The organism is Pontibacter akesuensis (genome assembly GCF_001611675.1).
GTDB lineage: Bacteria > Bacteroidota > Bacteroidia > Cytophagales > Hymenobacteraceae > Pontibacter > Pontibacter akesuensis.
Map to the genome: position 1 here is coordinate 4,500,523 of NZ_CP014766.1, position 25,489 is coordinate 4,526,011.

Annotated in this window: 19 protein-coding genes; 9 read left to right on the top strand and 10 right to left on the bottom strand. The window is 49.6% G+C overall.

Going from position 1 to position 25,489, the window contains the following annotated elements:
• Positions 1-50 precede the first annotated feature (50 nt).
• Entirely contained in the window at positions 51-725 is a 675-nt protein-coding gene (locus A0W33_RS19110; RefSeq protein WP_068840246.1) for a DsbA family protein, read from the bottom strand.
• Positions 726-904: 179 nt separating this feature from the next.
• On the opposite strand from A0W33_RS19110, the gene leuS reads away from it, so the two are divergent.
• The gene (leuS, locus tag A0W33_RS19115; RefSeq protein WP_068839682.1) at positions 905-3,673 is read left to right on the top strand and encodes a leucine--tRNA ligase; all 2,769 of its coding nucleotides are present in this window, start codon (positions 905-907) and stop codon (positions 3,671-3,673) included.
• Positions 3,674-3,813: 140 nt separating this feature from the next.
• On the opposite strand, the gene A0W33_RS19120 is transcribed toward leuS, so the two are convergent.
• The 3 genes from A0W33_RS19120 to ispG form a co-directional block, all read right to left on the bottom strand.
• The gene (locus tag A0W33_RS19120) at positions 3,814-4,314 is read right to left on the bottom strand and encodes a MarR family winged helix-turn-helix transcriptional regulator (protein ID WP_068839683.1); all 501 of its coding nucleotides are present in this window, start codon (positions 4,312-4,314) and stop codon (positions 3,814-3,816) included.
• Positions 4,315-4,678: 364 nt separating this feature from the next.
• Positions 4,679-4,846 carry a DUF6728 family protein gene (locus A0W33_RS21120; RefSeq protein WP_172798141.1) on the bottom strand — a complete coding sequence of 56 codons (168 nt, stop codon included), beginning with the start codon at positions 4,844-4,846 and terminating at the stop codon, positions 4,679-4,681.
• Positions 4,847-4,966: 120 nt separating this feature from the next.
• Positions 4,967-6,940 carry a (E)-4-hydroxy-3-methylbut-2-enyl-diphosphate synthase gene (ispG, locus tag A0W33_RS19125; RefSeq protein ID WP_068840247.1) on the bottom strand — a complete coding sequence of 658 codons (1,974 nt, stop codon included), beginning with the start codon at positions 6,938-6,940 and terminating at the stop codon, positions 4,967-4,969.
• Between the two features lie 159 nt (positions 6,941-7,099).
• Here ispG and A0W33_RS19130 point away from each other — a divergent pair, with 159 nt between their 5' ends.
• On the top strand, positions 7,100-7,618 hold the full coding sequence (locus A0W33_RS19130) for a flavodoxin family protein (protein ID WP_068839684.1): 519 nt from the start codon (positions 7,100-7,102) through the stop codon (positions 7,616-7,618).
• A 168-nt stretch (positions 7,619-7,786) separates the two neighbouring features.
• On the opposite strand, the gene A0W33_RS19135 is transcribed toward A0W33_RS19130, so the two are convergent.
• Complete coding sequence (locus A0W33_RS19135) at positions 7,787-9,979, bottom strand: glutamine synthetase III family protein (RefSeq protein WP_068839685.1); 2,193 nt, start codon at positions 9,977-9,979, stop codon at positions 7,787-7,789.
• Positions 9,980-10,235: 256 nt separating this feature from the next.
• Between A0W33_RS19135 and A0W33_RS19140 the strand changes: the two genes are divergently transcribed.
• From A0W33_RS19140 to A0W33_RS19150, 3 genes are all read left to right on the top strand, one after another.
• On the top strand, positions 10,236-12,077 hold the full coding sequence (locus A0W33_RS19140) for an LTA synthase family protein (RefSeq protein WP_082815309.1): 1,842 nt from the start codon (positions 10,236-10,238) through the stop codon (positions 12,075-12,077).
• A 169-nt stretch (positions 12,078-12,246) separates the two neighbouring features.
• Positions 12,247-13,566 carry a tRNA (N(6)-L-threonylcarbamoyladenosine(37)-C(2))-methylthiotransferase MtaB gene (mtaB, locus tag A0W33_RS19145; RefSeq protein WP_068839686.1) on the top strand — a complete coding sequence of 440 codons (1,320 nt, stop codon included), beginning with the start codon at positions 12,247-12,249 and terminating at the stop codon, positions 13,564-13,566.
• An 84-nt stretch (positions 13,567-13,650) separates the two neighbouring features.
• On the top strand, positions 13,651-14,262 hold the full coding sequence (locus A0W33_RS19150; protein ID WP_068839687.1) for an OmpH family outer membrane protein: 612 nt from the start codon (positions 13,651-13,653) through the stop codon (positions 14,260-14,262).
• A gap of 80 nt (positions 14,263-14,342) precedes the next feature.
• Here A0W33_RS19150 and opgC read toward each other — a convergent pair whose 3' ends face one another.
• Positions 14,343-15,500 (bottom strand): OpgC domain-containing protein, encoded by a 1,158-nt coding sequence (opgC, locus tag A0W33_RS19155; protein ID WP_068839688.1) that lies wholly within the window; start codon positions 15,498-15,500, stop codon positions 14,343-14,345.
• Positions 15,501-15,622: 122 nt separating this feature from the next.
• Positions 15,623-16,867, bottom strand: coding sequence for an ABC transporter permease (locus A0W33_RS19160; RefSeq protein ID WP_068839689.1), 1,245 nt, complete (start codon positions 16,865-16,867; stop codon positions 15,623-15,625).
• Positions 16,868-17,002: 135 nt separating this feature from the next.
• Between A0W33_RS19160 and A0W33_RS19165 the strand changes: the two genes are divergently transcribed.
• Positions 17,003-18,268, top strand: coding sequence for an asparagine synthetase B (locus tag A0W33_RS19165; protein ID WP_068839690.1), 1,266 nt, complete (start codon positions 17,003-17,005; stop codon positions 18,266-18,268).
• 113 nt (positions 18,269-18,381) lie between these two features.
• On the opposite strand, the gene miaE is transcribed toward A0W33_RS19165, so the two are convergent.
• The 3 genes from miaE to lpxK are packed head-to-tail and all read right to left on the bottom strand — an operon-like array spanning position 18,382 to position 22,057.
• Positions 18,382-18,990, bottom strand: coding sequence for a tRNA-(ms[2]io[6]A)-hydroxylase (gene miaE / locus A0W33_RS19170; RefSeq protein WP_172798143.1), 609 nt, complete (start codon positions 18,988-18,990; stop codon positions 18,382-18,384).
• A gap of 45 nt (positions 18,991-19,035) precedes the next feature.
• Entirely contained in the window at positions 19,036-20,964 is a 1,929-nt protein-coding gene (locus A0W33_RS19175) for a putative porin (RefSeq protein ID WP_082815310.1), read from the bottom strand.
• A 46-nt stretch (positions 20,965-21,010) separates the two neighbouring features.
• Positions 21,011-22,057 carry a tetraacyldisaccharide 4'-kinase gene (lpxK, locus tag A0W33_RS19180; RefSeq protein WP_068839692.1) on the bottom strand — a complete coding sequence of 349 codons (1,047 nt, stop codon included), beginning with the start codon at positions 22,055-22,057 and terminating at the stop codon, positions 21,011-21,013.
• Positions 22,058-22,129: 72 nt separating this feature from the next.
• Here lpxK and A0W33_RS19185 point away from each other — a divergent pair, with 72 nt between their 5' ends.
• From A0W33_RS19185 to A0W33_RS19195, 3 genes are read left to right on the top strand one after another with little or no spacing between them, the layout of a single operon-like run.
• Positions 22,130-23,230, top strand: coding sequence for a Nif3-like dinuclear metal center hexameric protein (locus A0W33_RS19185; protein WP_068839693.1), 1,101 nt, complete (start codon positions 22,130-22,132; stop codon positions 23,228-23,230).
• 3 nt (positions 23,231-23,233) lie between these two features.
• Positions 23,234-23,965, top strand: a complete 732-nt coding sequence (locus A0W33_RS19190; RefSeq protein ID WP_068839694.1) for a zinc ribbon domain-containing protein — start codon at positions 23,234-23,236, stop codon at positions 23,963-23,965.
• Between the two features lie 49 nt (positions 23,966-24,014).
• A complete protein-coding gene (locus A0W33_RS19195; RefSeq protein WP_068839695.1) occupies positions 24,015-25,487 on the top strand; it encodes a tetratricopeptide repeat protein in 1,473 nt (490 codons plus the stop codon).
• The last annotated feature ends 2 nt before the right edge of the window (positions 25,488-25,489 follow it).

Sequence of the window (25,489 nt, forward strand, 5' to 3'; positions counted from 1 at the left end):
GGTATAGGAAGAAAAATCTTGTGTCTTACGTCCTGATACTTGTGTCTGATTTAGTCCTTCAGCGGGTTTTCGTCAGGAGCCAATTGCTGCAGCACACGGTTCAGGTGCGCCTGCATGCCCTCGTAGGGTCGGTATCCCCGCGCGATCAGGTGAATGTTTGTGCCATTGAGCAAGTATAAACTCGGGAATGCTGTGGCCTGCAAGTGTTTAGCAATAGTGAAATCCTGCTGCGTCTTTTCCTTCATTTCCTCCGACTCGAATTTCTCTAAAAACGTGTCTTCATCCACACCGAAGGTACTTGCTATGCTTGCCAGCACCGCGGGTTTTGTTACGTCGTTGTTGCGGGCATAAAAAGCGCTTTGCACTGCGGCGGCCATTTCAAACTCCTGCTCAGGCTGCAGGTAGCGCACAGTCACCGTAGCGCGGCAGGCAGGCTCAGTGTCGTAGACAAAATCCTCCCGCTCAAAAAAAGAATAGTCGAATGGCTGCCCTGTTACCTGCTCCACGTCCTCCCAATGCTGGCGGATGCTCGCTTTCAAATGATCATCCAGCGGCTTCTCGGTGCCGGGGCGCAGGCCGCCCAGTACCAGTTTGAACTGCAGCTTTCCCTCCTGCTCCGCCACCAGGCGCTTAATCACCGGCGCAAAGCCGTAGCACCACGAGCACATCGGGTCCATCACATAAATCAGGTGCATGATATCGAGTAGGTCGTGCTTCTTTTCCATGGTATGCCGGTTTTTACGCAAAGGTAAGATTTTTGCTTTTTTTGCTTTCATGTTTATACTCCATTTTAAACTTGTAAACGGGCCTCAAAAGCAATTTTGCCCCGACTGCAGTCAACATTTAAAAGATTAACAATTATCTTAGCAGCTTAACCAGGAATCAGATAACACAGCTATACCAAATGTCAGAGTATAATTTCAAAGATATTGAGAAGAAGTGGCAGCAGTACTGGGAAGAGAACCAGACCTTCAAAGCGACTGCCACCAGCGATAAACCAAAGTACTACGCCCTGGATATGTTCCCATATCCTTCTGGTGCCGGCCTGCATGTGGGCCACCCGCTCGGTTATATTGCCTCTGACATCGTGAGCCGCTACAAGCGCCTGAAAGGATTTAACGTGTTGCACCCGATGGGCTTTGATGCCTTTGGTTTGCCCGCCGAGCAGTATGCCATCCAGACAGGCCAGCATCCGGCTATCACCACAGAGCAGAACATCAAGCGCTATGTGGAGCAGCTGAAGAACATCGGTTTCTCATTTGACTGGGAGCGCGAGATCCGCACTTCAGAGCCCGATTACTACAAGTGGACTCAGTGGATTTTCATGCAGCTGTTTAACTCCTACTACAACTACAGCACCGACAAAGCCGAACCGATTGATGCGCTGGTGCGTGTGTTTGAGCAAAGCGGAAACGAAAAAGTAAACGCCGCCTGCGATGAGGATACGCCCGCTTTCTCGTCTGCCGACTGGGCTAGTTACAGTGAGCAGCAGCAGGCCGAAATGCTGTTGAAGTATAGACTGACATACGTGGCCGAGGCCGTGGTAAACTGGTGCCCTGCCATGGGCACGGTGCTCGCCAACGACGAAGTGGTGGGCGGTGTGTCGGAGCGCGGCGGCTATCCGGTGGAGCGTAAGAAAATGCGCCAGTGGATGATGCGCATCACTGCCTATGCCGAGCGCCTGCTGCATGGCCTCGATGACATCGACTGGCCGGAGCCGATCAAAGAAATGCAACGCAACTGGATCGGCAAATCAGTGGGTGCCGAGCTTGATTTTAAGGTAGAAAATGCTGCGGATAAGATTAAGGTATTCACTACCCGTATCGATACGATTTTCGGAGTTTCGTTTGTGGTGCTGGCGCCGGAGCATGACTTAGTAGCGCAGATCACCACAGATGCACAGCGTGCCGAAGTGGAGGCGTACGTGAACGTGGCTAAAAACCGTTCGGAGCGCGAGCGCATGACGGACGTGAAAGCTGTGAGCGGGGTGTTTACCGGCGCCTATGCCACCAACCCAATCTCGAATGAGCGTGTGCCGATCTGGATTGCCGATTACGTGCTGGCTGGATACGGTACAGGTGCCGTGATGGCCGTTCCGGGTCACGACTCCCGCGACTACGCCTTTGCGAAGCATTTTAACCTGCCGATCCCAGAAGTGGTGGCCGGCGGCAACCTGGAAGTGGAGGCCTACGGTGCAAAAGAAGGCAAGATCATCAACTCCGGTTTCCTGAACGGCATGGACGTAAAGGAAGCTATACTTGCCGGAATTGCCAGAGCCGAGGAATTGGGCGTGGGCAAGGGCCGCACCCAGTTCCGCATGCGCGACGCTGTGTTCAGCCGCCAGCGCTATTGGGGGGAGCCGGTGCCAGTGTACTACAAAAACGGTATCCCACACCTGATCAAGCAAGAGGAGCTGCCGCTGGAACTGCCGAAAATAGATGCGTATCTGCCAACTGAAACAGGTGAGCCGCCGCTTGGCCGCGCTGTGGATTGGAAGTATGAAAACGAATATGAGTATGAGCTGAGCACCATGCCGGGCTGGGCTGGCAGCAGCTGGTACTGGTACCGCTACATGGACCCCCAGAACGACAGCGCCTTCGCTGATGAGGATATCGTGAAGTACTGGCGCAATGTGGACCTGTACATCGGTGGCTCTGAGCACGCCACGGGGCACCTGCTGTACTCGCGCTTCTGGAACAAGTTCATGTTCGACATGGGATTGGTGGTAGAACAGGAGCCTTTCAAGAAGCTCATCAACCAGGGCATGATCCAAGGGCGCTCTAACTTTGTGTACCGCATCAACGGCACAAACAAGTATGTTTCATTTGGGCTGAAGGAGCAGTATGAGACTTCACAGCTGCACGTGGACGTAAACATCGTGGAAAACGATGTCCTGGACCTGGAGGCGTTCAAGAACTGGCGCCCTGAAAATGAGGATGCCGAGTTTATATTGGAGGACGGCAAGTACATCTGCGGCGTGGAGATCGAGAAGATGTCAAAATCCAAGTATAACGTGGTGAACCCGGATGACATTGTGGAGCGCCAGGGAGCCGACACGCTGCGCATGTACGAGATGTTTCTGGGACCGCTGGAGCAGTTCAAGCCATGGAATACCAACGGCATGGACGGCGTGCATAAATTCCTGAAGAAGTACTGGAGGCTGTTCTACGACCAGGAAGGCAACCTGCAGGTAACCGACGAGCAACCGACAGCACAGGAATTAAAAGCATTGCATAAGACGATCAAGAAGGTGGAGGACGACATCGAGCGGTTCTCCTTCAATACCTCCGTTTCTACCTTCATGATATGCGTGAACGAGCTAAGCCAGCTTAAGTGCAGCAAACGCGCCATCCTGGAGCCGCTTACGGTTATACTTTCACCCTACGCGCCGCACATTACAGAAGAGCTGTGGCAGCAGTTAGGCCATAGCGAAAGCATCAGCTACGCCAGCTTTCCGGAATTTAAAGAAGAGTACCTGTTAGAAAACACGTTTGAATACCCGGTGTCGGTGAATGGCAAGATGCGTGCAAAGCTGGAGTTTGCGTTGGATGCGCCACGGGAGGATATAGAAAAAGCCGTGCTGGCTGAGGAACAGGTAACAAAGTTCTTTGAAGGCAAGGCTCCTAAGAAAGTCATACTTGTGCCCGGCAAAATCATTAACATTGTAGTATAAATACAGCTTTAGCTAAACAAAAAAGCCGTACAGGATGAACCTGTACGGCTTTTTTGTTTAACCTGATCAGGAGAGATACGGCAGGTAAAATGTATGCCGCTCTATGATCAGAAAAAGAGGTTAGATTAGTTTAGAATAGATCAGGCGTTTATGCTCTCTGTAGTAATTGTTTTTTCATCCGCTGCATTTATAGATTCTCTTACTTTGTAAAGAAGGTGCACCAAGGTTGTCGCCTCTTCTTCTGTGAGCCCCTTCAATAAGTTATCCAACTCCCCCAGGTCAGCATCAATGTTATTTATTAATTCCTGCCCCACCGGAGAAATGAGGATGTTAACCAAACGCTTATCAGCGGGATTCTGGGTAACTGTTACAAGACCTTTTGCACTTAATCTGCTTACCAACCGCGACGCATCCGACATCTTATCAAGCATTTTTTCACGCATGAAGGAAGTAGAGACAGGTTTTGGATGTTGATCGCGAAGAATACGCAACGCATTGTACTGTTGCGAGGTAATGTTATGTCTTTTAAAAAAGGTTTCATACCCATTGCTCAGAAAGCCATAGGTGTACAGGATGCTAACACTGGCTTTCTGCCATTCATTCCGGAAGCTTTTGATTCCGACTTCGTTCTCTAGAATCATATTATTTGTAAGGTGAGTTTCTCAATAATAATAAAAAAAAACCTTTTTTCTGAGCCTGTCAGCAGCTTTTTTTATCCTGCGGTAAGGTACGGCGAAAGTTATTTAAATCTCTTTCCAGCAAAAAGCACCTGATAAGCTAATGTATGTACATAAAATAGCCATTGATTTAAACGCGGCTTCCCGCTACAGTACTACTGAAAAACAGGCGTTTCTTGTTTATTGGGTGTTATAAAGATGCAGAAAACGCTATTTTTAAACATTTAATAGTAGCTGAAACACCTCAAGTTCTGCTCGTACCACAAAAAAATCCCCGGCTGCTAAAACACGTAAGCAAACGGGGATTTCTGTCTTAGAGCACTTAAGGCTAAATATGTGTCACAATAAAATAAATAATACCAGCCAGAAACATCAACATCGAAATTTTATTGATGGTGTGCATGGTGCGCAAATTGAAATTCGTCTTGCGGTTTGGGTCTTTCTTTCGGAAGAAGTAGTTGGCCACCTCCGACAAATCAAACAATCCCTTTTTCATATATTAGGTTTAAGTTGTTACGTAGTTGCTCCGGGCACTAGCAGTTAAACTCCTGCCCTACTGTTACATTAACAAAAAAATGAGGCAAACTATTTAAAAAAAATCAATTATTTAGACAGTTTATTCCTCCAGATGGATGGGTTCAATCCACTTGTCATCCTCCCGAATAAGGTCAATCAACTCATCCACGGCACGATCAGCCGGAACCGCCTTTTTGATTACGTTCTGCCCGCGGTACAAGGCTATTTTGTCTTTACCAACGCCTACATACCCATAGTCTGCGTCAGCCATCTCACCGGGGCCGTTTACAATGCAGCCCATAATCCCGATTTTCACTCCTTTCAGGTGATCGGTGCGCTTACGTATCATCGCGGTGGTCTCCTGCAGATCAAAAAGGGTGCGGCCGCAGCTCGGGCAGCTGATATACTCGGTTTTGCTCATGCGCGTTCGCGCCGCCTGCAGAATACCGAAGCTTAGGTTGTTCAGTTGCTCAATTGTCTGCAGTTCCTCCGGCTTCTCCTGCAAGGGCAGCAGTTCGGTACCCAGCAGCACGCCATCACACAGTCCGTCAATCAGCAGGCCGCCCACGTCGGTAGCGGCATATAACTGCACTTCGTCAGGCGTTAGCTGGCCATAAGCGCGTTTGATAATACACGGCGTCTGCACCCCATTGTTCACGAGCCTGAAGAAGCACTTGCGCAGCTCCGGCATGGCGTGCTCGTTATGCGTGTGCAGCACCAGTACTGCAGTTATATCACGCTTTAGTTGCTCCAGCAGTTCCGGAGTTAGCTCGTGTATGGTGGCAAGTATGAAATTCTGTGTCGGATGGCGCTCAGCGTTGGAGAGGTAGGTTGCCGTATCCATCAGCGGATGCCGTCCTTTGCGCTCCTGAATTTTGGTCCAGGCAGTATAATTAACAATCTCCTGCAGGCCGTTGGGCAGCATAAAATTAATGGCGGTATCACCTGTATAAATAAAATCCGCCCCCAGGTCGTTCATGTTAAATTTGTCGAGCAACATGGAGTACAGGTGACCCACGCTTTTCAGGTCCGCATACTTTACATCCTGCAGTCGGCTAAGATCCGCCACCACGCGGGGAACATTCAGGGCACCGATATTCTCCACTTCCGTTGTCTCGCGGCGGTGGTATTGAAAAGGATTGATCGGCACATGGCAGATCGGCTCGATGGGCTGGGCTTTCTCGGCACGGTGAGTATAACGATTGATCAGCGCCTGGGCAACTGGTGCCTCAGCCTCCGGTGCCTCTGTCAGCGATACACGCACGGTGTCTCCCAATCCATCCTCGAGCAGGGTTCCTATTCCAACGGCTGATTTGATTCGACCGTCCTCTGCCTCTCCGGCTTCGGTTACCCCAAGGTGCAGCGGATACGGCTGCAGGCCTTCCTCTTCGAGCTTCTGCACCAGCAACCGGTAGGCCTGCACCATTACCTGTGTGTTGGAGGCCTTCATCGAAATCACGATGTCGTAATATGCTTCTGCCTCGCAGATACGAATAAACTCCAACGCACTCTCCACCATCCCCAGCGGCGTATCGCCGTAGCGGCTCAGGATGCGGTCGGAAAGGGAGCCGTGGTTGGTGCCGATGCGCATGGCCGTCCCATACTCCTTGCAAATGCGCACCAGCGGCTCAAAACGCTCCCGGATGCGGTCCAGCTCTGCCTGGTACGAAACATCATCGTATTCTATTACCTGAAACTTCTTTTTATCGGCATAATTACCTGGGTTCACGCGCACTTTCTCAATAAGGCGGGCAGCCACCTCGGCGGCATTCGGAGTAAAGTGTATATCGGCGATAAGCGGCACACTGTAGCCGCGCCGCTTCAGCTCGTCTTTTATATTCTTTAGATTTTCAGCCTCTTTTATACTTGGGGCCGTGATACGGATGTACTCACAGCCCGCCTCGATCATGCGAATGCACTGCTCCACAGATCCGAGCGTGTCCATGGTGTCCACGGTCGTCATCGACTGCACGCGAATGGGATTATCGCCTCCCACAGGTACTCCCCCGATATTAACCACGCGCGTTTTCCTGCGCTCGTACGCCACCAGGCTCGGGCTATAGGTTTTATTCATTTCTTGCAATTGCTGCTCCATCTGTTTCTTTAACTAAAGTCGCATGTGCTTTGTTCAAAGGGCAAAATACGTAAATTTATGCGCAACCTCCCGCAGATTCTGCTATTTCCGCAGCCTGTGGGCCGCTGCTGAATTTATACTTATCAAGAACATACATTTATGGCAGAAATCAAGCCGGATAAAAAGCCGCTCGTACTGCTCGCCAGTGCCCGCTACGCTAGTGCTACAGAGCGCCTGGTGAAGCTGTTGCTGGCGCAGGAGAAGTATACTTGCATTAACCTGCTTGACTTTGAGATCAATTCTTACTCCTATAGTGGCGAGTATGCGGAAGCAGATGCGTTTCTGAAGGTGGTACGGCAGATGCAGCAGCACGAGAAGCTGATTTTCGCTACGCCTGTGTACTGGTACGCCATGAGCGGCCTGCTCAAAATTTTTTTCGACCGGCTGACGGACCTAGTAACAATAGAAAAGCAGATGGGCCGCAGCCTGAAAGGAAAGGAAGTATACGTACTTGCCGTAGGCTCAGACGAAGCTTTGCCCCTTGGTTTTGAGGAGCCTTTCCGGTTAACCGCCGCGTACTTCGATATGACCTATGCAGGCTGTTACTATCGCCCTGAAGCAAAACTGATAGCCCCTCTTCCCGGTTCGGCCGATTTTTTGCGTAGGTTATACTTGTAAGCGGGCTATATTGTAAAAGATCGGGTAGTTTACTTATTGCCTACTATAACTTCTCTTTTCAGTGTCTTTCCTGAAGTTATACTTTAAGTATACGCAAAAAAGCACGGGCATCCTGTTACAGATGCCCGTGCTTTTTCAACCTAAATTATCTCTTTGTACTTTCGGCTCTTAATGGCGGAACAGGAGCTCGCGGTACTTCACCAGCGGCCAATCCTCATCGTCCACCATCAGTTCTAACTTATCAACGCTGTAGCGGATTGTGTCGAAAAAGCCGAATATCCTCTCATTGTACATGATGGCACGCTCACGGGGATCATCGATTTTATTTGCAACCTTACGTGCCTCGATCATCTCATTCACGTTTTTCTGAATGGCCGTGATGTGGCGCGACATGGTTTTGATTGCCTCGATGGTGCTGTCGGTGTATGCATCCTCCAGGCCGATTTCCTTCAGACCGCGAACATTCTGGATCAGTTTGTTCTGGTAAGCAATAGCTGTGGGCACCACGTGGTTTACAGCCAGGTCGCCCATCACACGCGATTCGATCTGAATTTTCTTCACATACTCCTCCAGCAATATCTCATGGCGCGCCTCCAGTTCCACCTCGGTGAAGATCTGGTGCTTCGTGAAGATATCTTTCACTTCCTTGCTTGCCAGCACGTCGAGTGCCAGCGGTGTTGATTTGATGTTAGACAAGCCACGAGTTGCCGCTTCGTCTTCCCACTCCTTTGAGTAGCCGTTGCCTTCAAACCGGATAGCCTTGGAGGCAGCCACGTAATCCCGCAGCACCTGAATAATGGCTATTTCCTTTTTCATGCCCTTGTTGTTGATGAGCTCCTCCACAGACTGACGGAACTCGAACAGCTGATCTGCCACAATGGTGTTCAGCACCGTCATCGGCGAGGAGGAGTTGGCAGAGGAACCCACGGCGCGGAACTCAAACTTATTACCCGTAAAGGCAAAAGGAGACGTGCGGTTGCGGTCTGTGTTGTCGCGAAGCACTTCCGGAATGCGGTCGATGCCCAGTTTCAGGTACATGTTATCACCTTTCTCGATAGGCACTTTGGAAGTACGCTCAAACTCATCCAGAATGGCCGTTAGCTGCTGCCCGATAAACACCGACACGATGGCCGGCGGCGCTTCGTTGGCACCCAGGCGGTGATCGTTACTGGCAGAGGCAATTGAGGAGCGTAGCAGATCGGCATGCTTGTGCACCGCCATAATGGTGTTGATAAAGAACGTCAGGAACTGGAGGTTCTCTTTCGGGCGCTTGCCAGGGCTGAGCAGGTTAACACCTGTGCTCGTGCTCATGGCCCAGTTATTATGCTTTCCGCTGCCGTTCACGCCCTTAAATGGCTTCTCGTGCAGCAACACTTTCAGGTTATGGCGGTCTGCCACACGGCCCATAATATCCATCAACAGCTGGTTGTGATCTACCGCCAGGTTCGCATCCTCAAATGTGGGAGCACATTCAAATTGGTGCGGAGCCACCTCGTTGTGGCGGGTGCGCAACGGAATACCCAAACGAAGGGCTTCTTTCTCGAACTCCAGCATGTACGCGTGTACACGGCCCGGGATGCTGCCAAAGTAATGGTCTTCCAGCTGCTGCCCTTTGGCTGGTGAGTGTCCAAACAGCGTGCGGCCAGACACTACCAGGTCAGGTCGTGCCTCATACAGGGCCTTATCCACCAGAAAATATTCCTGCTCAATGCCGAGCGTGGTATTTACCTTCGTTACTTCTTTATCAAAGTACTGGCAAACCGGCACAGCTGCATCGTTCAACAACTTCAGCGACTTCAGCAAAGGTGTTTTATAATCCAGGGCTTCGCCAGTGTAAGAAACGAAGATAGTAGGGATACAAAGGGTTTTGGTGCTGGCATTTTCTATAAGAAAAGCCGGCGAGGAAGGATCCCAGGCGCTGTAACCGCGGGCTTCAAATGTATTGCGAATACCGCCACTTGGGAAAGAGGATGCGTCCGGCTCCTGCTGCACCAGGGCGCTGCCCTTAAAGCTTTCAATGGCTTCCCCGTCACTTGTCAGGTCGAAGAAGGAATCGTGCTTTTCGGCAGTGGCACCGGTTAATGGCTGAAACCAGTGCGTATAGTGGGTGGCCCCTTTGCTGGTAGCCCACGTTTTCATGGCGGCTGCAACGGCATCGGCTAATTCCCGATCCACTTTGTCGCCGGTGTCGATGGTGCGGAGCAGGCGCTTGTAATTTTGCGAAGACATGGTAGAACGCAATGCGTCCTTGGTAAATACGTTCTCTCCGAAATAGTCTGATATTTTAGGGGAAGGCAGAGAAACCTCCTCTACTTTGCGCTGGCTTACAATCTCCAGTGCCTTGAATCTAAGAATTGCCATGGGGTTGGTGGGTTTGGGTTGTTTTCTATGGCAAAGATAGAGATAAAAGAACAACTCCAAATAAAAGGGTGTTAATTTTGAAGGGTATTTTTAATAAATTATCAAAATTTCAAAAATACCCCCTGTAAAATTATGGGCTAAAGTTCTTTCAAGCTTATATATTCCTGGAACACCCCCTCTATTTTAAACCCACCATACTTCAACTACAATTTTTAGCTGTGTTATAGAAGGCGTACTTATACGTTATATTTGCACTGTGAAAAAGCGAATTACTTTTCAGCCTTTATACTTCCTGTTCTGGGTCCTGTATTTTTTGGTGGCTCGGGCCATTTTTCTGGTCTACCACCTGGATAGCACTGATGAGTTGACTTCATCAGAGGTTATATCCACCTTTCTCTACGGCTTGCGGCTAGATGCCTCATTTGCAGCTTATATCAGTGCACTGCCGTTTCTGCTGGTGTTGCTAGGCTCTTTCTGGTCTAAACTTCGGGCAGCCCCAGTAATACGGTACTATACTATCCTACTGCTGGTTATACTCTCACTCCTGCTGGTGGCCGACCTGGAGCTCTACAGCCACTGGGGCTTTCGGTTAGATGCCTCTCCGTTGCAATACCTCAACTCACCCGCTGAAATGGCCGCATCTGCCGGAGGAGCACCGGTTTTCCTGCTGTTTCTGGTTGCTTTTACTGTCTCGGTGCTGTTCCTGCTGCTACACAGGAGCTTTTTTGATTTTAAAAGGTTCTCACGAGCTACAAATAAATGGCAGGACTGCGGCCTTAGCCTGCTTTTCCTGGCGCTGCTCGTGTTGCCCCTGCGTGGCGGCTGGCAGCAGATTCCGATAAACCAGAGTGTTGTATACTTTTCTGATAAGCCATTTGCCAACCATGCAGGCCTAAACATGCCCTGGAACCTGATGCATGCATTGCTCAAGTATGACCAGACGAGCCATAACCCTTACCAGTACATGGCTGCTGAAGAGGCTTCAGAACGCGTGCAGGCATTATACTCAGCCGTAGCAGCTGATTCAATACACAGTCTGGTGGATGCAAAGCGGCCAAATGTGCTTTTTATTATACTGGAGAGTTATACGGCAAAACTGATCTGGAGCCTTGGCGGTGAGGCTGGCGTTACGCCCACGCTGGACAGTTTAGCCAAGGCCGGCGTTAACTTCACCAACCTCTACGCAGCCGGCGACCGCAGTGAGAAAGGCATGGTGGCGCTGCTGAGCGGCTATCCGGTGCAGACAACCACGTCCATCATTAAATATCCGCAGAAAACGGAGAAACTGCCCCAGTTAAGCCAGATGTTTGAAAAACAAGGCTATAGCACAAGCTTTTTCTATGGCGGCGAACTAGAGTTTGCCAACATCAAATCTTACCTGCGCAACGGGGGCTACACCCGTCTGGTGGACAAATATGATTTTGACCCCAGCACCTACAACTCCAAGTGGGGCGCGCATGACCATGTGCTGTTTGAGCGGGTACTAAAGGACCTGAAGCAGGAAGAGAAGCCATTTTTCTCGACGGTTTATACCTTGAGCAGCCATGAGCCTTTCGAGATCCCCATACCAGCCAGATTCCCCGGCACCACCGATGAGGATCAGTTTAAGAACAGCGTTTATTATACTGACTGGGCTTTAGGCAAATTTATAAAAGAGGCAAAGAAACAGCCCTGGTGGCAAAACACGCTGGTAGTGATCACCGCTGACCACGGACATCAGCTGCCCGGCCACGACCCAAACCACCTGCCCCGGAGGTTCAGGATTCCTTTTATACTTACTGGCGGCGCCCTGACTAAAAAAGAAGTTATTGTAGATGCTATCGGAAGCCAAACAGATATAGCCGCCACCTTGCTGGCTCAGCTGCAGTTGCCACACGAGCAGTTCAAGTGGAGCCGGAATATAATGGCACCATCCACCTCTCCTTTTGCCTTTTATGTATTCAAGGATGGTTTTGGCTATGTAACACCGCAGGGAATCCTTACCTACGACAATGTAGCTCAAAAGCCGATCTCTTCTGACGAGGGGGTAACGGAGGAACAGATTCAGAATGCAAAAGCGTACATGCAATACTCTTTTGAAGACTTCATACAGAAATAGGCTCAATGCAAGAGAGTAGAAACCGTGCTCGCAAAAGTTATTTGATAAACTGACTTTCAGACTATTAGACCCTTTACAGCTTTTGTGCCTGCCGCTACTCAAATCATCTAATCATATGGCTTGGTATCAGGCCTTTCAGAATTAAATTTCGTATCTTTGCCCCCTGATTATGAAAAAAGTAGCATTTTATACTTTGGGCTGCAAGCTCAACTACTCCGAAACCAGCACGATTGGGCGTATTTTCCAGGAGCGTGGTTTTGAGAAGGTGGAGTTTACCGATACACCGGACATTTATGTGATTAACACGTGTTCGGTAACTGACAATGCGGATAAAAAATGTCGTAAGATTGTAAAGGAGGCGTTGAAGCATTCTCCTGACGCATTTATTACGATAGTGGGCTGTTATGCGCAGTTAAAACCGAAGGAGATCTCTGACATACCTGGCGTGGATGCCGTTCTAGGCGCTGCCGAGAAATTTCAGCTGGTGGATATTCTGGAAACGTTTGAGAAAAAGGACAAGGCACAGGTTTTTGCCAGCCCGATTTCCGAAGCAAACACCTTCCACAACTCCTACTCTTTCGGCGACCGTACCCGCACATTCCTGAAGGTACAGGACGGCTGCGACTACTCCTGCTCTTTCTGTACCATTCCGCTGGCACGTGGCAACAGCCGCTCCGACAGTATTGCGAACGTGGTTCAGTCAGCGAATGAAATCGCGGAATCTGGTGTGAAGGAAATTGTGCTGACAGGTGTGAACACAGGCGACTTTGGCTTGAAGGATGGAAAACGCGTAGAGTCATTTTACGAACTGGTGCAGGAGTTGGATAAAGTAGAAGGAATTGAGCGCTTCCGCATCTCCTCCATCGAACCAAACCTGCTGAAAGACGAGATCATCCAGTTTGTGTCGCAGAGCCAGCGCTTTATGCCGCACTTCCATGTTCCGCTGCAGTCAGGCTCTAACAAGATCCTGAAACTGATGCGCCGCCGCTACCAGCGCGAATTGTATGCCGACCGAGTGGCCACTATCAAGTCGCTGATGCCGCATTGCTGCATCGGGGTGGATGTGATTGTAGGTTTCCCGGGCGAAACAGAAGAAGATTTTCTGGAAACATACAACTTCATCAAGGAGCTGGATATGAGTTACCTGCACGTTTTCCCTTACTCAGAGCGCGAAAATACGCTGGCCCCTGACCTGGCAGGCAAGGTAAGTATAAAGGACCGCAACCGCCGCGCGGACATGCTACGCATCCTTTCAGAGAAGAAAAAGCGCCACTTCTACGAGCAAAACATCGGGCGTGAGTTTACGGTGCTGTTCGAGGATGATGTGAAAGACGGCGTGATGGAAGGCTGGACAGAAAACTATGTGCGCGTGGCGGCCAAGTATGACCCGGTGCTGGTGAACGAAACGAAGCACGTACGCCTGACGCAGTTGAATGCCAACGGGCTAATGGAAGCCGAAGAAACTTACCAGGAAGTGCTTAGGCATTAGGTTTCTGTTCGAAAATACACTTATATTTAAGCTGCTAAATCTTCCAACCAACCAAAAATTAGATAAAGCGTGAAAGTTTTAAAGATGACTTTAGGATTAGCTGCAGTTTCGGCCATGATGGTTTCCTGCGAGCAAATGCCTAAAAATGACACGGCCACTACCGCAACTACAGCGACTGCCGCAGGCACACCGGAAATAGTATATGTAAACTCTGACTCGCTTCTAAGCAACTACGAATACTTCAAGGATGTTCGTGACCGCCTGCAGGGCAAAGCACAGCAGAAAGAGAAAGACCTTCGTGCCCAGGCAGAGTCTTTCCAGAAAGAAGTACAGCGCTTTCAGCAGAATGCAGCTGGCATGTCGCAGCAACAGGCACAGGCCACCGAGCAGCGTTTGATGCAAAAGCAGCAGCAGCTGCAGGCCCTGCAGCAAAGCTCCGGCAACGAGCTGGTGAGCGAAGAGTCGGAAGAAATGAAGAAGATATACGATCGTGTGGAAGAGTATCTGAAGCAGATCAGCCAGGAAAGAGGCTACAAAATGGTATTAACGTACCAGCGCGGCAACAGCGCCATCCTCTACGGTGATTCAACGCTTGATATCACCGAAAGTGTGGTAGAGGAGCTGAACAAGAACTACCAATCTGAAAAAGCGGAAACGGCTAAGCCTAAAGAAGAAGCCGCAGCCAAGAAGAAATAGTAAAAGCTGAAGCTATCAAGTATAAAAAGCCCTCTGCTGATTTCAGCAGAGGGCTTTTTTGACTAAGTAAACACGCATCATCAAGATACAGGGCGCTTTAGCTTGATTGGCCCGTAGCTTCTCTTTTTCATGATGATTGGAGCAACATACAACGCTGGAATCAGGACTAGCAAAAGTAAAGTACTGTAAGGATAAATGTAGGTTGTTTCACTTAACTTGATCTTCCACAAACTATTAAGGTAAGCTCCAAATGGCTTGAACAGGATAATGAGTAGTATATGAAAAGAAAATACCTCTAAAGAATGTTTTCCTAAATAATTGATAGGCTTATACTTAAACCAGCTTCTGAACCTGAAGGAAACAAAGGTTACAATGGTGAATATTGCTGCAAAATTCAGTAGCCTTAAAGGTCTTAAATGCCCTTTCTCTGTCCAGAATCCTAAGTTAAAGTTAAGGAATGAAACATCCAGCAACTTCAGTAGGAAAAGAGTAATAGTTATAATCAAGGCTACCGTAAGCAGGGGTATGTTTTGCTTTAGGCGTTCTACCTTTTTGTAGTAGGCTAGAAACCCTATAAAAATTCCTATTACAAACAGAAACTGCCAGCTCAGCAAGTTAAAGTAGCCGAGATTCACACGCACCTGAAAGAAGTTTGGCCCCATCAAGGGAGACACTAATTCGAATGTACCTATAAGATAAAGCAGGAAGGAAATGGAAAGGAGTAACAAATGATTCCCATTTCGAAAAGACCTGATTGCCAGCGGAACGAAAAGCAGAAATACAGCATACATCGGCAGTATGTCAAGATAAAGCGGCTGGTAAAGCAATAAAAATCCTTTCAATGTAGCTAACATAGGCTCATGCACTATGTCGCTGAAAGTACTCATCCAGAAGAGCCGAATGGGTTTATGTGAAAACAAGATCAGCAGTGTCAGCAGGAACAAAATTGTGTGGTATTTATAAATATCCAATGCCCTTTTTGTAGCTGCTTTTTTAATGTAGGCCTCTCCTTTGTCTGCAAGCTTATAGGTATAAACCAAGCCTGCCGTTAATCCCGACAAAAAAACAAACGCCTCTGCCGCCGATACCCAACCTATGAATTCGGAAGTAAACTTCATCACTAGGTTGTCCCATGTCAGGTAGTGATCTACAAGGATGAGGATGAGAAAAAGACCCCTAAAGAAGTCTAATTGGTGGCTTCTGTTCATATATAATTTCATATATAGATATTGCCACATCTATACGCAAAAATTATAATATGTTTTTATTTAATTAATACGTTTTTTAAGTGATAAAAAAGAGAGCCATTGCAGGGTATACAATGGCTATCTAAACGTTGATCATCAGAAAAGACTATAGACTACTCGTAGCGCAGCGATTCGATTGGATCTAGCTTGGAAGCTTTGAAAGCGGGATAGTAGCCGGAGACAACCCCCACTAATACGCAGATAGTAAGGCCGGAGAATACCCACAGCCACGGCACAAAGAAGCCGCCACCCTCTGCTATCAGCGCGGCGATGGCGTTCCCCATCATAATGCCCAGCATGATCCCGACGATGCCACCAAGCAGGCAAATTACGATAGCTTCGATCAGAAACTGCTGCCGGATCTGGAAAGCAGTTGCCCCCAGCGCTTTGCGCACCCCTATCTCGCGCGTCCGCTCGTTTACCGATACCATCATAATATTCATCAAACCCACAGAGGCACCGAGCAGAGTGATCAGCCCAATAACGGAGCCGCCAATTTTAAGGTAACCGGAAATCTCCTCCAGGCTTTGAAGGGCCGAGTCAGAACGGCGAATCTCAAAGGAGTCTTCCTGGCCCAAAGGGTCCTGCCGGATGCTGCGCATTTTACCGGTGGCCTCGCCCATCACATAATTCAACTCCTCTGCTTTATATATGCCGGTTTTGATGTCAAAGTTAAGCTGGCTGTTGCCGTTGCGGGGAATCTGACGCCCTGTTTCCAGCGGTATAAGAATGCGTCGGTCGCTGCTGCCGCCCATGCTGCTGCCTTTGGTTTCTAGTTTGCCGATAATTTTGAAGCGGCGCCCCAACATGGTAATGTACTCTCCGATAGGATCCTGGTTTTTGAAGAGGGCTTTAACTACCTCACTTCCCACAATGGCAACGTTCGTTCCCTGCTCCTGCTCAAAGGTGGAGAAGTCACGGCCGGTTTCGAGGTTGATGTTGTTGTTGAGCATGTAATTCTCATCCACACCCACCACACTGATGTTGGGATTGGTCTTCTCCGTCGCGCTTTTCACCACTGTTGCCCCCGAAACAAAGGCAGCAAGGCTGACGCGGGCTTTATCCTCCATCATTTCCTTGTATTTCTTTGCCTCTTCGTACGAGATGTTGGGGTATACTTTACCCGCGCGCCCATCCTGGTTGCCACGGTTGTTGCCTCCCTTCTTGCGTATATCAAAAGAGTTAGCGCCAAGGCTGGAGAAAGTTTGCGTCAGGGAGTACTTCATACTATCCACCGCCGTAAGTATACCCACCAGCGACATGATGCCTAGGGAGATAATAAGGCCGGTGAGCACAGTGCGGAGCAGGTTGCCTTTTATGGAGCGTAGGCCTTCGCGTATATTTTCAAGTAGATTCATCTGTGGGAAAAGATGTGCGGTTTTGTTAACTTAAGCGTTAGTAGTAAAAACTGGCAGCAATGCTTCTAAGATAGAAGCAATTTCTGAAAGATGAAGCAGTTTTAGACGTTTCATTACAATTTAAAGACGAACCTGATGTTTTTCCGTACCACTGCGCTTTTGCTCTGCCTCCTGATGCTGTTTTTACCCGCCTGGGCCAGCACGATTCTGGTGCCGATGGATGAGGTGCAGAAAGACCATTTGAAATCATACGGAGCGGCCTACTGGGTACTCAGCAAGGATGTGCCCGTAGACTGGCTGCTGAACTACCGGGGCGGCAGCTTTGCCTTCCAGCATGTGCCGCAGCTGGAGAACGAGCTGATCGTGCGGGGCATCAGCTACAACGTAATCTCAGATGCCCAGTACAACGGGATCCTGACCCAGATCAGCAACCCGGATGCCAACATGGACATCATGAAGCTGGAGAAAGTACCTAAAGTAGCCGTTTACTCCCCGAAGTCTAAGATGCCTTGGGATGATGCAGTTACGCTGGTGCTAACCTATGCCGAGATTCCGTATGACGTGATTTACGACAAGGAGATTGTGCAGGGCGAATTGCCAAAGTATGACTGGCTGCACCTGCACCACGAGGATTTCACCGGGCAGTATGGCAAGTTTTACGCCAGCTACCGCCACTACCCTTGGTACCAGGAGCAACAGCGCGAAGCTGAGGAATCTGCCACTGAACTGGGCTTTGCCAAAGTATCGCAGTTAAAGCTGGATGTGGTGAACAGGATAAAGGAGTTTACAGCCGGCGGGGGCTTTCTGTTTGCCATGTGCTCAGCCACCGACACGTACGACATTGCACTGGCTGCCGAGGGGGTGGACATTGTAGAGGCGATGTTCGATGGGGATGCCGCCGATCCAAATGCCCAGAAGAAACTCGATTACTCTAAAACATTCGCTTTCCGCAATTTCAAGCTGTCGCGCAACCCAATGGAGTATGAGTACTCTGACATTGACATTCAGCCACAGGAGCGCCCGGTAACTGAGGCGAACGACTATTTTCAGCTGTTCACCTTCTCTGCCAAGTGGGACCCCATCCCGACAATGCTCACGCAAAACCACACCAAGACGATCAAAGGATTTATGGGACAGACAACCGGCTTCAGAAACAGCCTGGTGAAACCGGAGTCAATCATACTTGGAGAGAATAAAGAATTGGGTGAAATACGCTACATGCACGGCACCTTCGGCCGCGGTACCTGGACCTTCTACAGCGGCCACGACCCGGAAGATTACCAGCACCTAGTGGGCGAAGACCCAACGGACCTGGCGCTGCATCCGAACTCTCCGGGCTATCGCCTTATCCTCAACAACATCCTTTTTCCTGCAGCCAAGAAAAAGAAGCAGAAAACCTGATTTCAGTTATCATTTGACAATTAACAATTATCATGATATAAAAATAAAGTGAGGTCAAGATAACCCTACTTTGACCATCCTATGATGATTGATAAATGATCAATGTTAAATGATTAGTGCATTCTATCTGCCCGTGGTTCCAGGTTGCGGATAATGTCGGCTTCGATGGCCAGAAGCTCATTCAGGCGTGCGTCTACCTCTTCGGCGGGCATGTACTCTTTGGCCAGCTTCACAAAGCTTACATAGTGGCCGGCCTCAGAAACCATCAGCTCATAATAGAACTTCTGGAGCTCCTCGTCTTTGATGTTCTTCCAGAGCAGCTTGAAGCGCTCACAGCTCCGTGCCTCGATTAGGGCATTCACCAGCAGGTGGTCCATGAGCTGGCGCTCGCGCTTGTTGCCTTTGCGTATATGCTTTGTCAGTTCCGCCACATACTCATCAGGTCGGTTGCGGCCAAGGCCGAACCCACGCTTTTTCAGCTGCTCCATCACGCGTTCAAAATGGCTCCACTCCTCTGCCACCAGCTCTGTCATCTCCTCCACCAGCTTTGTTTTGTCCGGGTACTTCACAATGAGTGAAATACCGGAGGTAGCAGCCTTTTGCTCACAGTAGGCATGGTCCACTAGAATCTCCTCTATGTTTTTCTCAGCAATATTCACCCAGCGCGGGTCGGTCGGGAGCTCTAGCCGAAGTATGGTTTTGGTTGGTTGTGTAGTAGACATTTTCTAAAGAATAAATACTTTATTTCTGAAGACGTGAAGTATGGCTTAGTCAAAAAAGCGCCACTGCACCCCAAATACAAAGCTGCGGCGCATGCCCGGGTAGTAAGGCGTGATAAAGTTAACAGGCTCGGTGAGACCATAATTGATATGACTCATCTTCAGAAACACGTTAATGGTTTTAATATCAGCATTCACGAAAACGTCAACTACCGGATAAGCCTGCACCTGAAAATCGTTCTGCACAAAGAACTGCTGCGTCACCGGCATGTAGCCATAGGCATAGTAATCGCTGTTGATGGTGCCGTGCAGGCCAAGCTGAGTGTAAAGCGCTCCCTTGAAGAGGGGGCCTTCTATGTATACTTTCGAATCCCAAAGCCACTCTGGAATTATTACTTTGTCGGCTTCATCCGTGTTGGTGTACGAAACAAAGTTCTCGAAATGCACCGGCCCGAAATTAATGTTGTGCGATAAAAGGCCTCCCCAGAAACGTTGGTTTTCCCCTGCACGCTCAGGCTGGGCTCGCTCATTGAAAAACACCCAACGCTTAATGTTGGTGTAGTTGGCATTGAATTTAAAATACTGTCGTTTGCCGATCCTTTGGTTTATCCCCGCCTCAATGCGATCAATTACCATGTTGCTGCGGTCATCGTCCCACTTATAGTGATTGCTTAGCATATAGCGTTGCACCAGCGAGGGCGTGTACAACACCCGCTCCAGGGAACCGTAGGCCCCGCCCAACCTGGCCATCCCCTTGATTTTATAATCACCCGCTAACTGATACTCCGCATTACCTGTAAGTTCGGCCAGTTCCTTGTAAAAGAGCCTTATACTGCCTCCTAAAAAAACCTGGTTGTAACTGCTCTCACTTGTTAGTGTCTGAAAATAATTTCCTTTTGCACGCACCGTGTCAGGCAACCCCTCAATAGAATCTAAAACACTATAGAGAATACTGGAATTTCTGACTCTCATGTAGGCTTTGTAAGAGGAAAGCCTGTTGTTGCCCGTCATTCCTACCGTGTTTTCCAGCTCCTTGTACGCTGTAGCATCTTCGGTGCGCTCTTTACTGTAGTAGAAATTGGGATAAAGGTAAGATTTGCCGTCCAGTAAGTATGAAGGGATATCGTTATCGGAGTACTCGTTGCGCTGTCGGTAATAGTCTAAGGTATGGTAGGCCTTCAGGTTCTCCTTTGCTACTCTGTAGATGTGCGTGAGGTGCAGGTTATTTCTGGATTCCTCGTTGGCTGCCTGTGTCAGGTTTACATTTTCCTGCTGATAACCGGCTATATCTGCCTGTACATTATCGTCTTCTCCAGGCCTTATGCCGCCTGTCTCGATCTGCTCTACCTTCATGAAAGTATAATTGAAGAACAGGTCATACTTTTCGTTCTCGGAGCGGTAGTGGGTAAAGAGCTTTACGGCCTGGTTATCCAAAAAACCTTTGTTTCGCCGATCCTGAGATGCCGGACCAATCTGCTGATCGGCGGAAAGTATCTGATAGGCAAGACCGAAATTCCAGCGTGGGTTAATGTTCCGGGTGTGCAGTGCCTCAAAGGTTTGCTCTCCGCGGCCGCCCTGCACGTAGTATAGGTGCGTGTAAGGCGATCGCGTGTTATAGTAGTTGATCCGCTGTGGATCGTAAGCATAGCGGTCGAAGATGTTCTTGCCCAGCCTGACTCCTATTTTATCCGGCATCTGGAAGAGCATAGGCGTGGCGGCGGTGCCTACATTGCCGAGGTGCTGGTAAAAAGTGGTGTCGTTAAACCAGTAGCGCTCGTTCTGCATGTTGTTCAGCGAGGTATCAATAGGGAGTTCGGTATAGTCTCCCTCCAGAACATTTCGCTCGTATAACTCCAGCGTTGTTTTGGGGCTGTAGAGCAATCTGGTGGAGTCATCTATGATCTGGGCAACAGCAGCCTCTTTTGCCAGCAGCAGAAGCAACGTTACAAGTATAAATGCGGATATTCTTCTTTTCACGTTTCAAAAATAAGGAATTAATACGGGAAATTACGCGCCCCGGCGGTTAAGCGAAATCCTGCACATGCCCCAGCACCAAGCCATCAAAAGCAGCCTGATCAGCCAGAAACTGCACCTCAATGGGCACATAGAAAACAGGCAGTTGTTCCGTTAGGCTTTTCAGTGAAGCATCAGTCAGTTTAACGGCATCTTTGCGGGTAGTTAGTATAGCAGCACCTGCATTTGCCGGATTTTGCAGCAGGCGCTGCAGCGAACGCAGGTTTTCTGCGGTGTAGGTATGGTGATCGGGGAAAGCCAGGTGCTCCACCACCTGCATGTTCTGTGCTGTGAGGTACTGCTTCAGCGGCTTGTCATTTGCGATGCCCGTTACAAGTATAACTTTAACTGAAAGATTATTGCTGCTGCCTATGCGTACAGGCTGGCCATAGGCAAAAGTCGAGAAGAAAACAGGAACGCCAGCCGAAGTATACCTGGCTACCTGCTGCTTTATTTTCTCCTGCTCCTGCTGGTTCAGCATGGGCGGGCACTTGCTAACAATCACCGCGTCTGCCCTTTTTGCCCCACTTCGCGGCTCGCGCAATCGTCCCGCCGGCAGCACAAAGTCTTTGTAAAAAGGTCGGTTGAAATCAGAGATCAGGATGTTGAGCGAGGGCTGTACCGGACGGTGCTGCATCGCATCATCCAGCACGATTACGTCCAGTTCCGGCACCCTTGCCTGTAGTTCAGCAATGCCCTTCACGCGTTGCTCGCACACTGCCACCGCCACCTCCTTAAAGTCAGCATGATACTGGTAAGGCTCGTCTCCTATAATTGCGGGAGTTGCCTGGGCATCGGCAAGTATAAAGCCTTTGCTTTGGCGTTTGTAGCCGCGGCTAAGGGTAGCCACTTTATAGGGCTGTAGCAGGCGCAGCAGGTATTCTACATGCGGCGTTTTGCCTGTTCCGCCCACCGTCAGGTTGCCCACCGCTAGCACAGGCAAACCGAAGCGCGTGGAGGCGAGCAGGCGCTGGTCGTAGAGGTAATTGCGCAGGCGCGTGATGCCGCCGTAGAGCTGCGAAAAGGGCCTGAAGAGTATTTGTGCCGTTTTTTGCATAGTTTGTAACGAAAGCAAAGTTAAACTAATTTTAACGTGCCGCTGCGAACGGCACGACGAAAGAAAAAAACTATGGCAAAAATACACGAAGTAACGACGCTGCTGGAGCAACTCGCTCCCCTGCGCTACCAGGAAAGCTACGACAACGCCGGCCTGCAGACAGGTGATGCCAATGCTGAGGTAACTGGCGTGCTGGTAACACTGGATTGCACGGAGGCCGTGCTGGACGAGGCACTGGAGAAAGGCTGCAACCTGGTGGTCGCCCATCACCCCGTCATCTTCAAAGGACTGAAGCAACTGACAGGGCGCAGCTACGTGGAACGCACCATCATCAAAGCCATCCGACACAACATCGCCATCTATGCCAGCCACACGAACCTGGACAGTGTTGTGAATGGCGTGAATACCAAAATTGCAAACAAGCTCGGTCTGCAGCAGCAACGGATGCTGATTAATAAGCCAAACACGCTGCTGCAGCTTGTTACTTTCGTGCCTGTCGCCCATACCGAAGCAGTGCTGACCGCCTTACATGCAGCCGGAGCGGGAAATATTGGAGAATACAGCAGCTGCAGCTTCAGTGTTACCGGAACGGGCCGCTTCACCCCTTCCGAAAGCGCCAACCCTTCGATTGGCGAGAAAAACAAGCCGGAGCAGGTGGAGGAAAACCGGCTGGAACTGATCTTCCCCGCCGCCTTGCAAAGCAAAATTATGGCAGCATTACAGCAGGCACACCCTTATGAGGAAGTAGCGCACTACCTCTACAACCTGGAGAACCAGAACCAGGAGGTGGGCATTGGCGTGATAGGTGAACTGGAACAGGAAAAGACTGAGCAGGAGTTCTTGGCTTACCTGAAGGATTGCATGCAGCTGCAGGGCCTCCGCTATACTTCCATCGGAGGCAGAAAGGTTAAAAAAGTAGCTGTTTGTGGCGGCTCTGGCAGTTTCCTGATTAAGGATGCCCTCCGGCAGGGGGCTGATGCCCTGGTAACGGGCGACGTGAAGTACCATGAGTTCTTCGATGCTGAAAACCGCCTGATGATCGCAGACATCGGCCACTACGAAAGCGAAGTGTTTACAAAGGAGATATTTTATGACACTATTTCAAAAAGTTTTGCTAATTTTGCAGTCTTAATATCAGAAGTAAACACAAACCCCGTCAGATACACTTTTTAATACATGGAAAGTACTGTAGCCAGCAAATTAGAAGCGCTTTCAAAGCTTCAAAGCATCGATTCGCAGCTTGATGAAATTAGACGCGTAAGAGGAGACCTGCCGGAAGAGGTGCAGGATCTGGAAGACGAAATTGAAGGCTATGAAGTGAGGGTTCGTAAGTTTGATGATGAAGTTGCCAACCTGAACGAGTCGATCGCACAGCGCAAGCAGGCCATCAAGGATTCCGAGAGCCTGATCAGCAAGTACGAAGACCAGCAGCAAAACGTACGCAACAACCGTGAGTACGACGCTATCACTAAAGAAATAGAACTTCAGAAACTGGAAATCCAGATCTCTGAAAAGAAAATAAAAGAGGCGCACTACCAGATCGACCAGAAGAAGAACGAGATCGAAGGCACCAAGAATCGCCTGGAAGAACGCCGCAAGGATCTTGAAAATAAGAAAAAGGAGCTGAACCAGATTGTTGGCGAAAGCGAGGAAGAAGAGCAGCACCTGGAGCAGGACCGCGCAAAAGCGGCCAGCAACATAGAAGACCGCTTGCTTAGCGCCTATAGCCGCATCCGCAAGAACGTGCGCAACGGCCTGGCTGTTGTTCCGGTAAAGCGTGATGCTTGTGGCGGTTGCTTTAACACTGTTCCGCCTCAGCGCCAGGCTGACATTGCCGCACAGAAGAAAGTTATCGTTTGCGAGCACTGCGGCCGTATTCTGGCTGGTGTGGAGCAGCGCGTATTCTAATAATACCTTGACATTGGGCGTTCTACGCTTGTATACAATAGTAAAAAGGATGGCTAAACCCCATCCTTTTTTTTTGCTGACCGGGCTTTTCCTCCTAAGCCTTCCGGCCATGGCCGCTCCTGCCCTTTCGCAGCAGCAAAAAAAGATATACCAACAGGTAATCCAGCTGAAAGTGCACCAGGTAAGGGCGTTGGCTCAGCAGCAGCTGCAGCAGGCGCCCAATAGTGCAGTAAATTTGCTGCTGGCAAACTACCCAGACTTCTTTGAGCTTTGTGTGCAGCAGGACCAGCGGCTATATGCGGCATTGCTTGGAAAGCAGGAGGCGCGCCTGGAAAAGCTGGAAAATATGCCGCAAAACAGCGCCTGGACATCTTACGCTACAGCTGAAGTGGGAATGCAAATAGCAATGTGTAAGCTGTTATTTGGCAACCGCTTATCTGCAGCCTGGGGATTCAGAAATGCTTATCAGCAGTACCGCCAAAACGTGCAGAAGTACCCAGACTTCATTCCCAACAGAAAAAATCTGGGCGTGCTGCAGGTGCTTATCGGCTCGGTGCCGGACCAGTATAAGTGGTTCCTTAACATTATTGGATTGAAGGGAAGCGTGCAACAGGGAATGCAAAATCTGAAATTGGCCGCCACTTCCGAAAATCCTTTTCAGCAGGAAGCACAATTGCTGTACGTGGTGCTGCTGCACATGACTGAGCAGGAACAGGAACCACACGCACTGGAAAAAGTCACCCGTTTGGCCAAGGCGCAAAAGGATAACCTGTTAACAAGCTTTGTAGCGATGCATCTGCTCAAGAAAAGCAAGCAGGGAGAGGCAGCGCTACAGGTGTACATGAACAGACCCACTGGGCCAGGTTATCTTTCGTTCCCCTACCTCCATCACATGGCCGCAGATTTATACTTGTATAAAGGGTTATACGAGAAATCGGTGCAGGAAAACCGTTTGTTTCTGGCCCAGCACCAGGGGCGCCATTACCTAAAATCCGCCCATTTCAAGTTATACTTAGCTTACGCCCTGGATAACCATCTCCCGCAGGCGGCCTGGTACCTGCAGCAGATTCAACAAGTAGGGATCGCGGAGGCAGAGGAAGACAAGTATGCCGACCGCTTTGCCGTAAACAGGGAGCCGCTTGTAAAGCCCCTCATGCAGGCACGGCTGCACTCAGACGGCGGCTATTACGACCAGGCACTACAGGAACTGCAAGAATCAAAGTTGAACGGCACTAGCCCCCCCGTCATACAGGCGGAGTATTACTACCGAAAGGCGCGCATTTACCACGGGCAGGAGTTGCTGCAGCAGGCAATTACTAACTACGAGAAAACGATTTCCCTTTGCAAAGGGACAGATTTATACTTTGCACCCAATGCGGCGCTGCAACTGGGGTACATTTACCAGCAACTAAAACAGCCGCAGCAGGCAAAGGCGCACTTTCAGCAAGCCTTGAGCTTTAAAAACCACGCGTATAAAAATAGTATCGACGCCAAGGCAAAGCTGGCGCTGTCGGCTATGTGATT

Coding starts and splice junctions, on each gene's coding strand:
- A0W33_RS19110 (WP_068840246.1), bottom strand. CDS start 725: ATGGAAAAGAAGCACGACCTACTCGATATCATGCACCTGATTTATGTG.
- leuS (WP_068839682.1), top strand. CDS start 905: ATGTCAGAGTATAATTTCAAAGATATTGAGAAGAAGTGGCAGCAGTAC.
- A0W33_RS19120 (WP_068839683.1), bottom strand. CDS start 4,314: ATGATTCTAGAGAACGAAGTCGGAATCAAAAGCTTCCGGAATGAATGG.
- A0W33_RS21120 (WP_172798141.1), bottom strand. CDS start 4,846: ATGAAAAAGGGATTGTTTGATTTGTCGGAGGTGGCCAACTACTTCTTC.
- ispG (WP_068840247.1), bottom strand. CDS start 6,940: ATGAATAAAACCTATAGCCCGAGCCTGGTGGCGTACGAGCGCAGGAAA.
- A0W33_RS19130 (WP_068839684.1), top strand. CDS start 7,100: ATGGCAGAAATCAAGCCGGATAAAAAGCCGCTCGTACTGCTCGCCAGT.
- A0W33_RS19135 (WP_068839685.1), bottom strand. CDS start 9,979: ATGGCAATTCTTAGATTCAAGGCACTGGAGATTGTAAGCCAGCGCAAA.
- mtaB (WP_068839686.1), top strand. CDS start 12,247: ATGAAAAAAGTAGCATTTTATACTTTGGGCTGCAAGCTCAACTACTCC.
- A0W33_RS19150 (WP_068839687.1), top strand. CDS start 13,651: ATGACTTTAGGATTAGCTGCAGTTTCGGCCATGATGGTTTCCTGCGAG.
- opgC (WP_068839688.1), bottom strand. CDS start 15,500: ATGTGGCAATATCTATATATGAAATTATATATGAACAGAAGCCACCAA.
- A0W33_RS19160 (WP_068839689.1), bottom strand. CDS start 16,867: ATGAATCTACTTGAAAATATACGCGAAGGCCTACGCTCCATAAAAGGC.
- A0W33_RS19165 (WP_068839690.1), top strand. CDS start 17,003: ATGTTTTTCCGTACCACTGCGCTTTTGCTCTGCCTCCTGATGCTGTTT.
- miaE (WP_172798143.1), bottom strand. CDS start 18,990: ATGTCTACTACACAACCAACCAAAACCATACTTCGGCTAGAGCTCCCG.
- lpxK (WP_068839692.1), bottom strand. CDS start 22,057: ATGCAAAAAACGGCACAAATACTCTTCAGGCCCTTTTCGCAGCTCTAC.
- A0W33_RS19185 (WP_068839693.1), top strand. CDS start 22,130: ATGGCAAAAATACACGAAGTAACGACGCTGCTGGAGCAACTCGCTCCC.
- A0W33_RS19190 (WP_068839694.1), top strand. CDS start 23,234: ATGGAAAGTACTGTAGCCAGCAAATTAGAAGCGCTTTCAAAGCTTCAA.
- A0W33_RS19195 (WP_068839695.1), top strand. CDS start 24,015: ATGGCTAAACCCCATCCTTTTTTTTTGCTGACCGGGCTTTTCCTCCTA.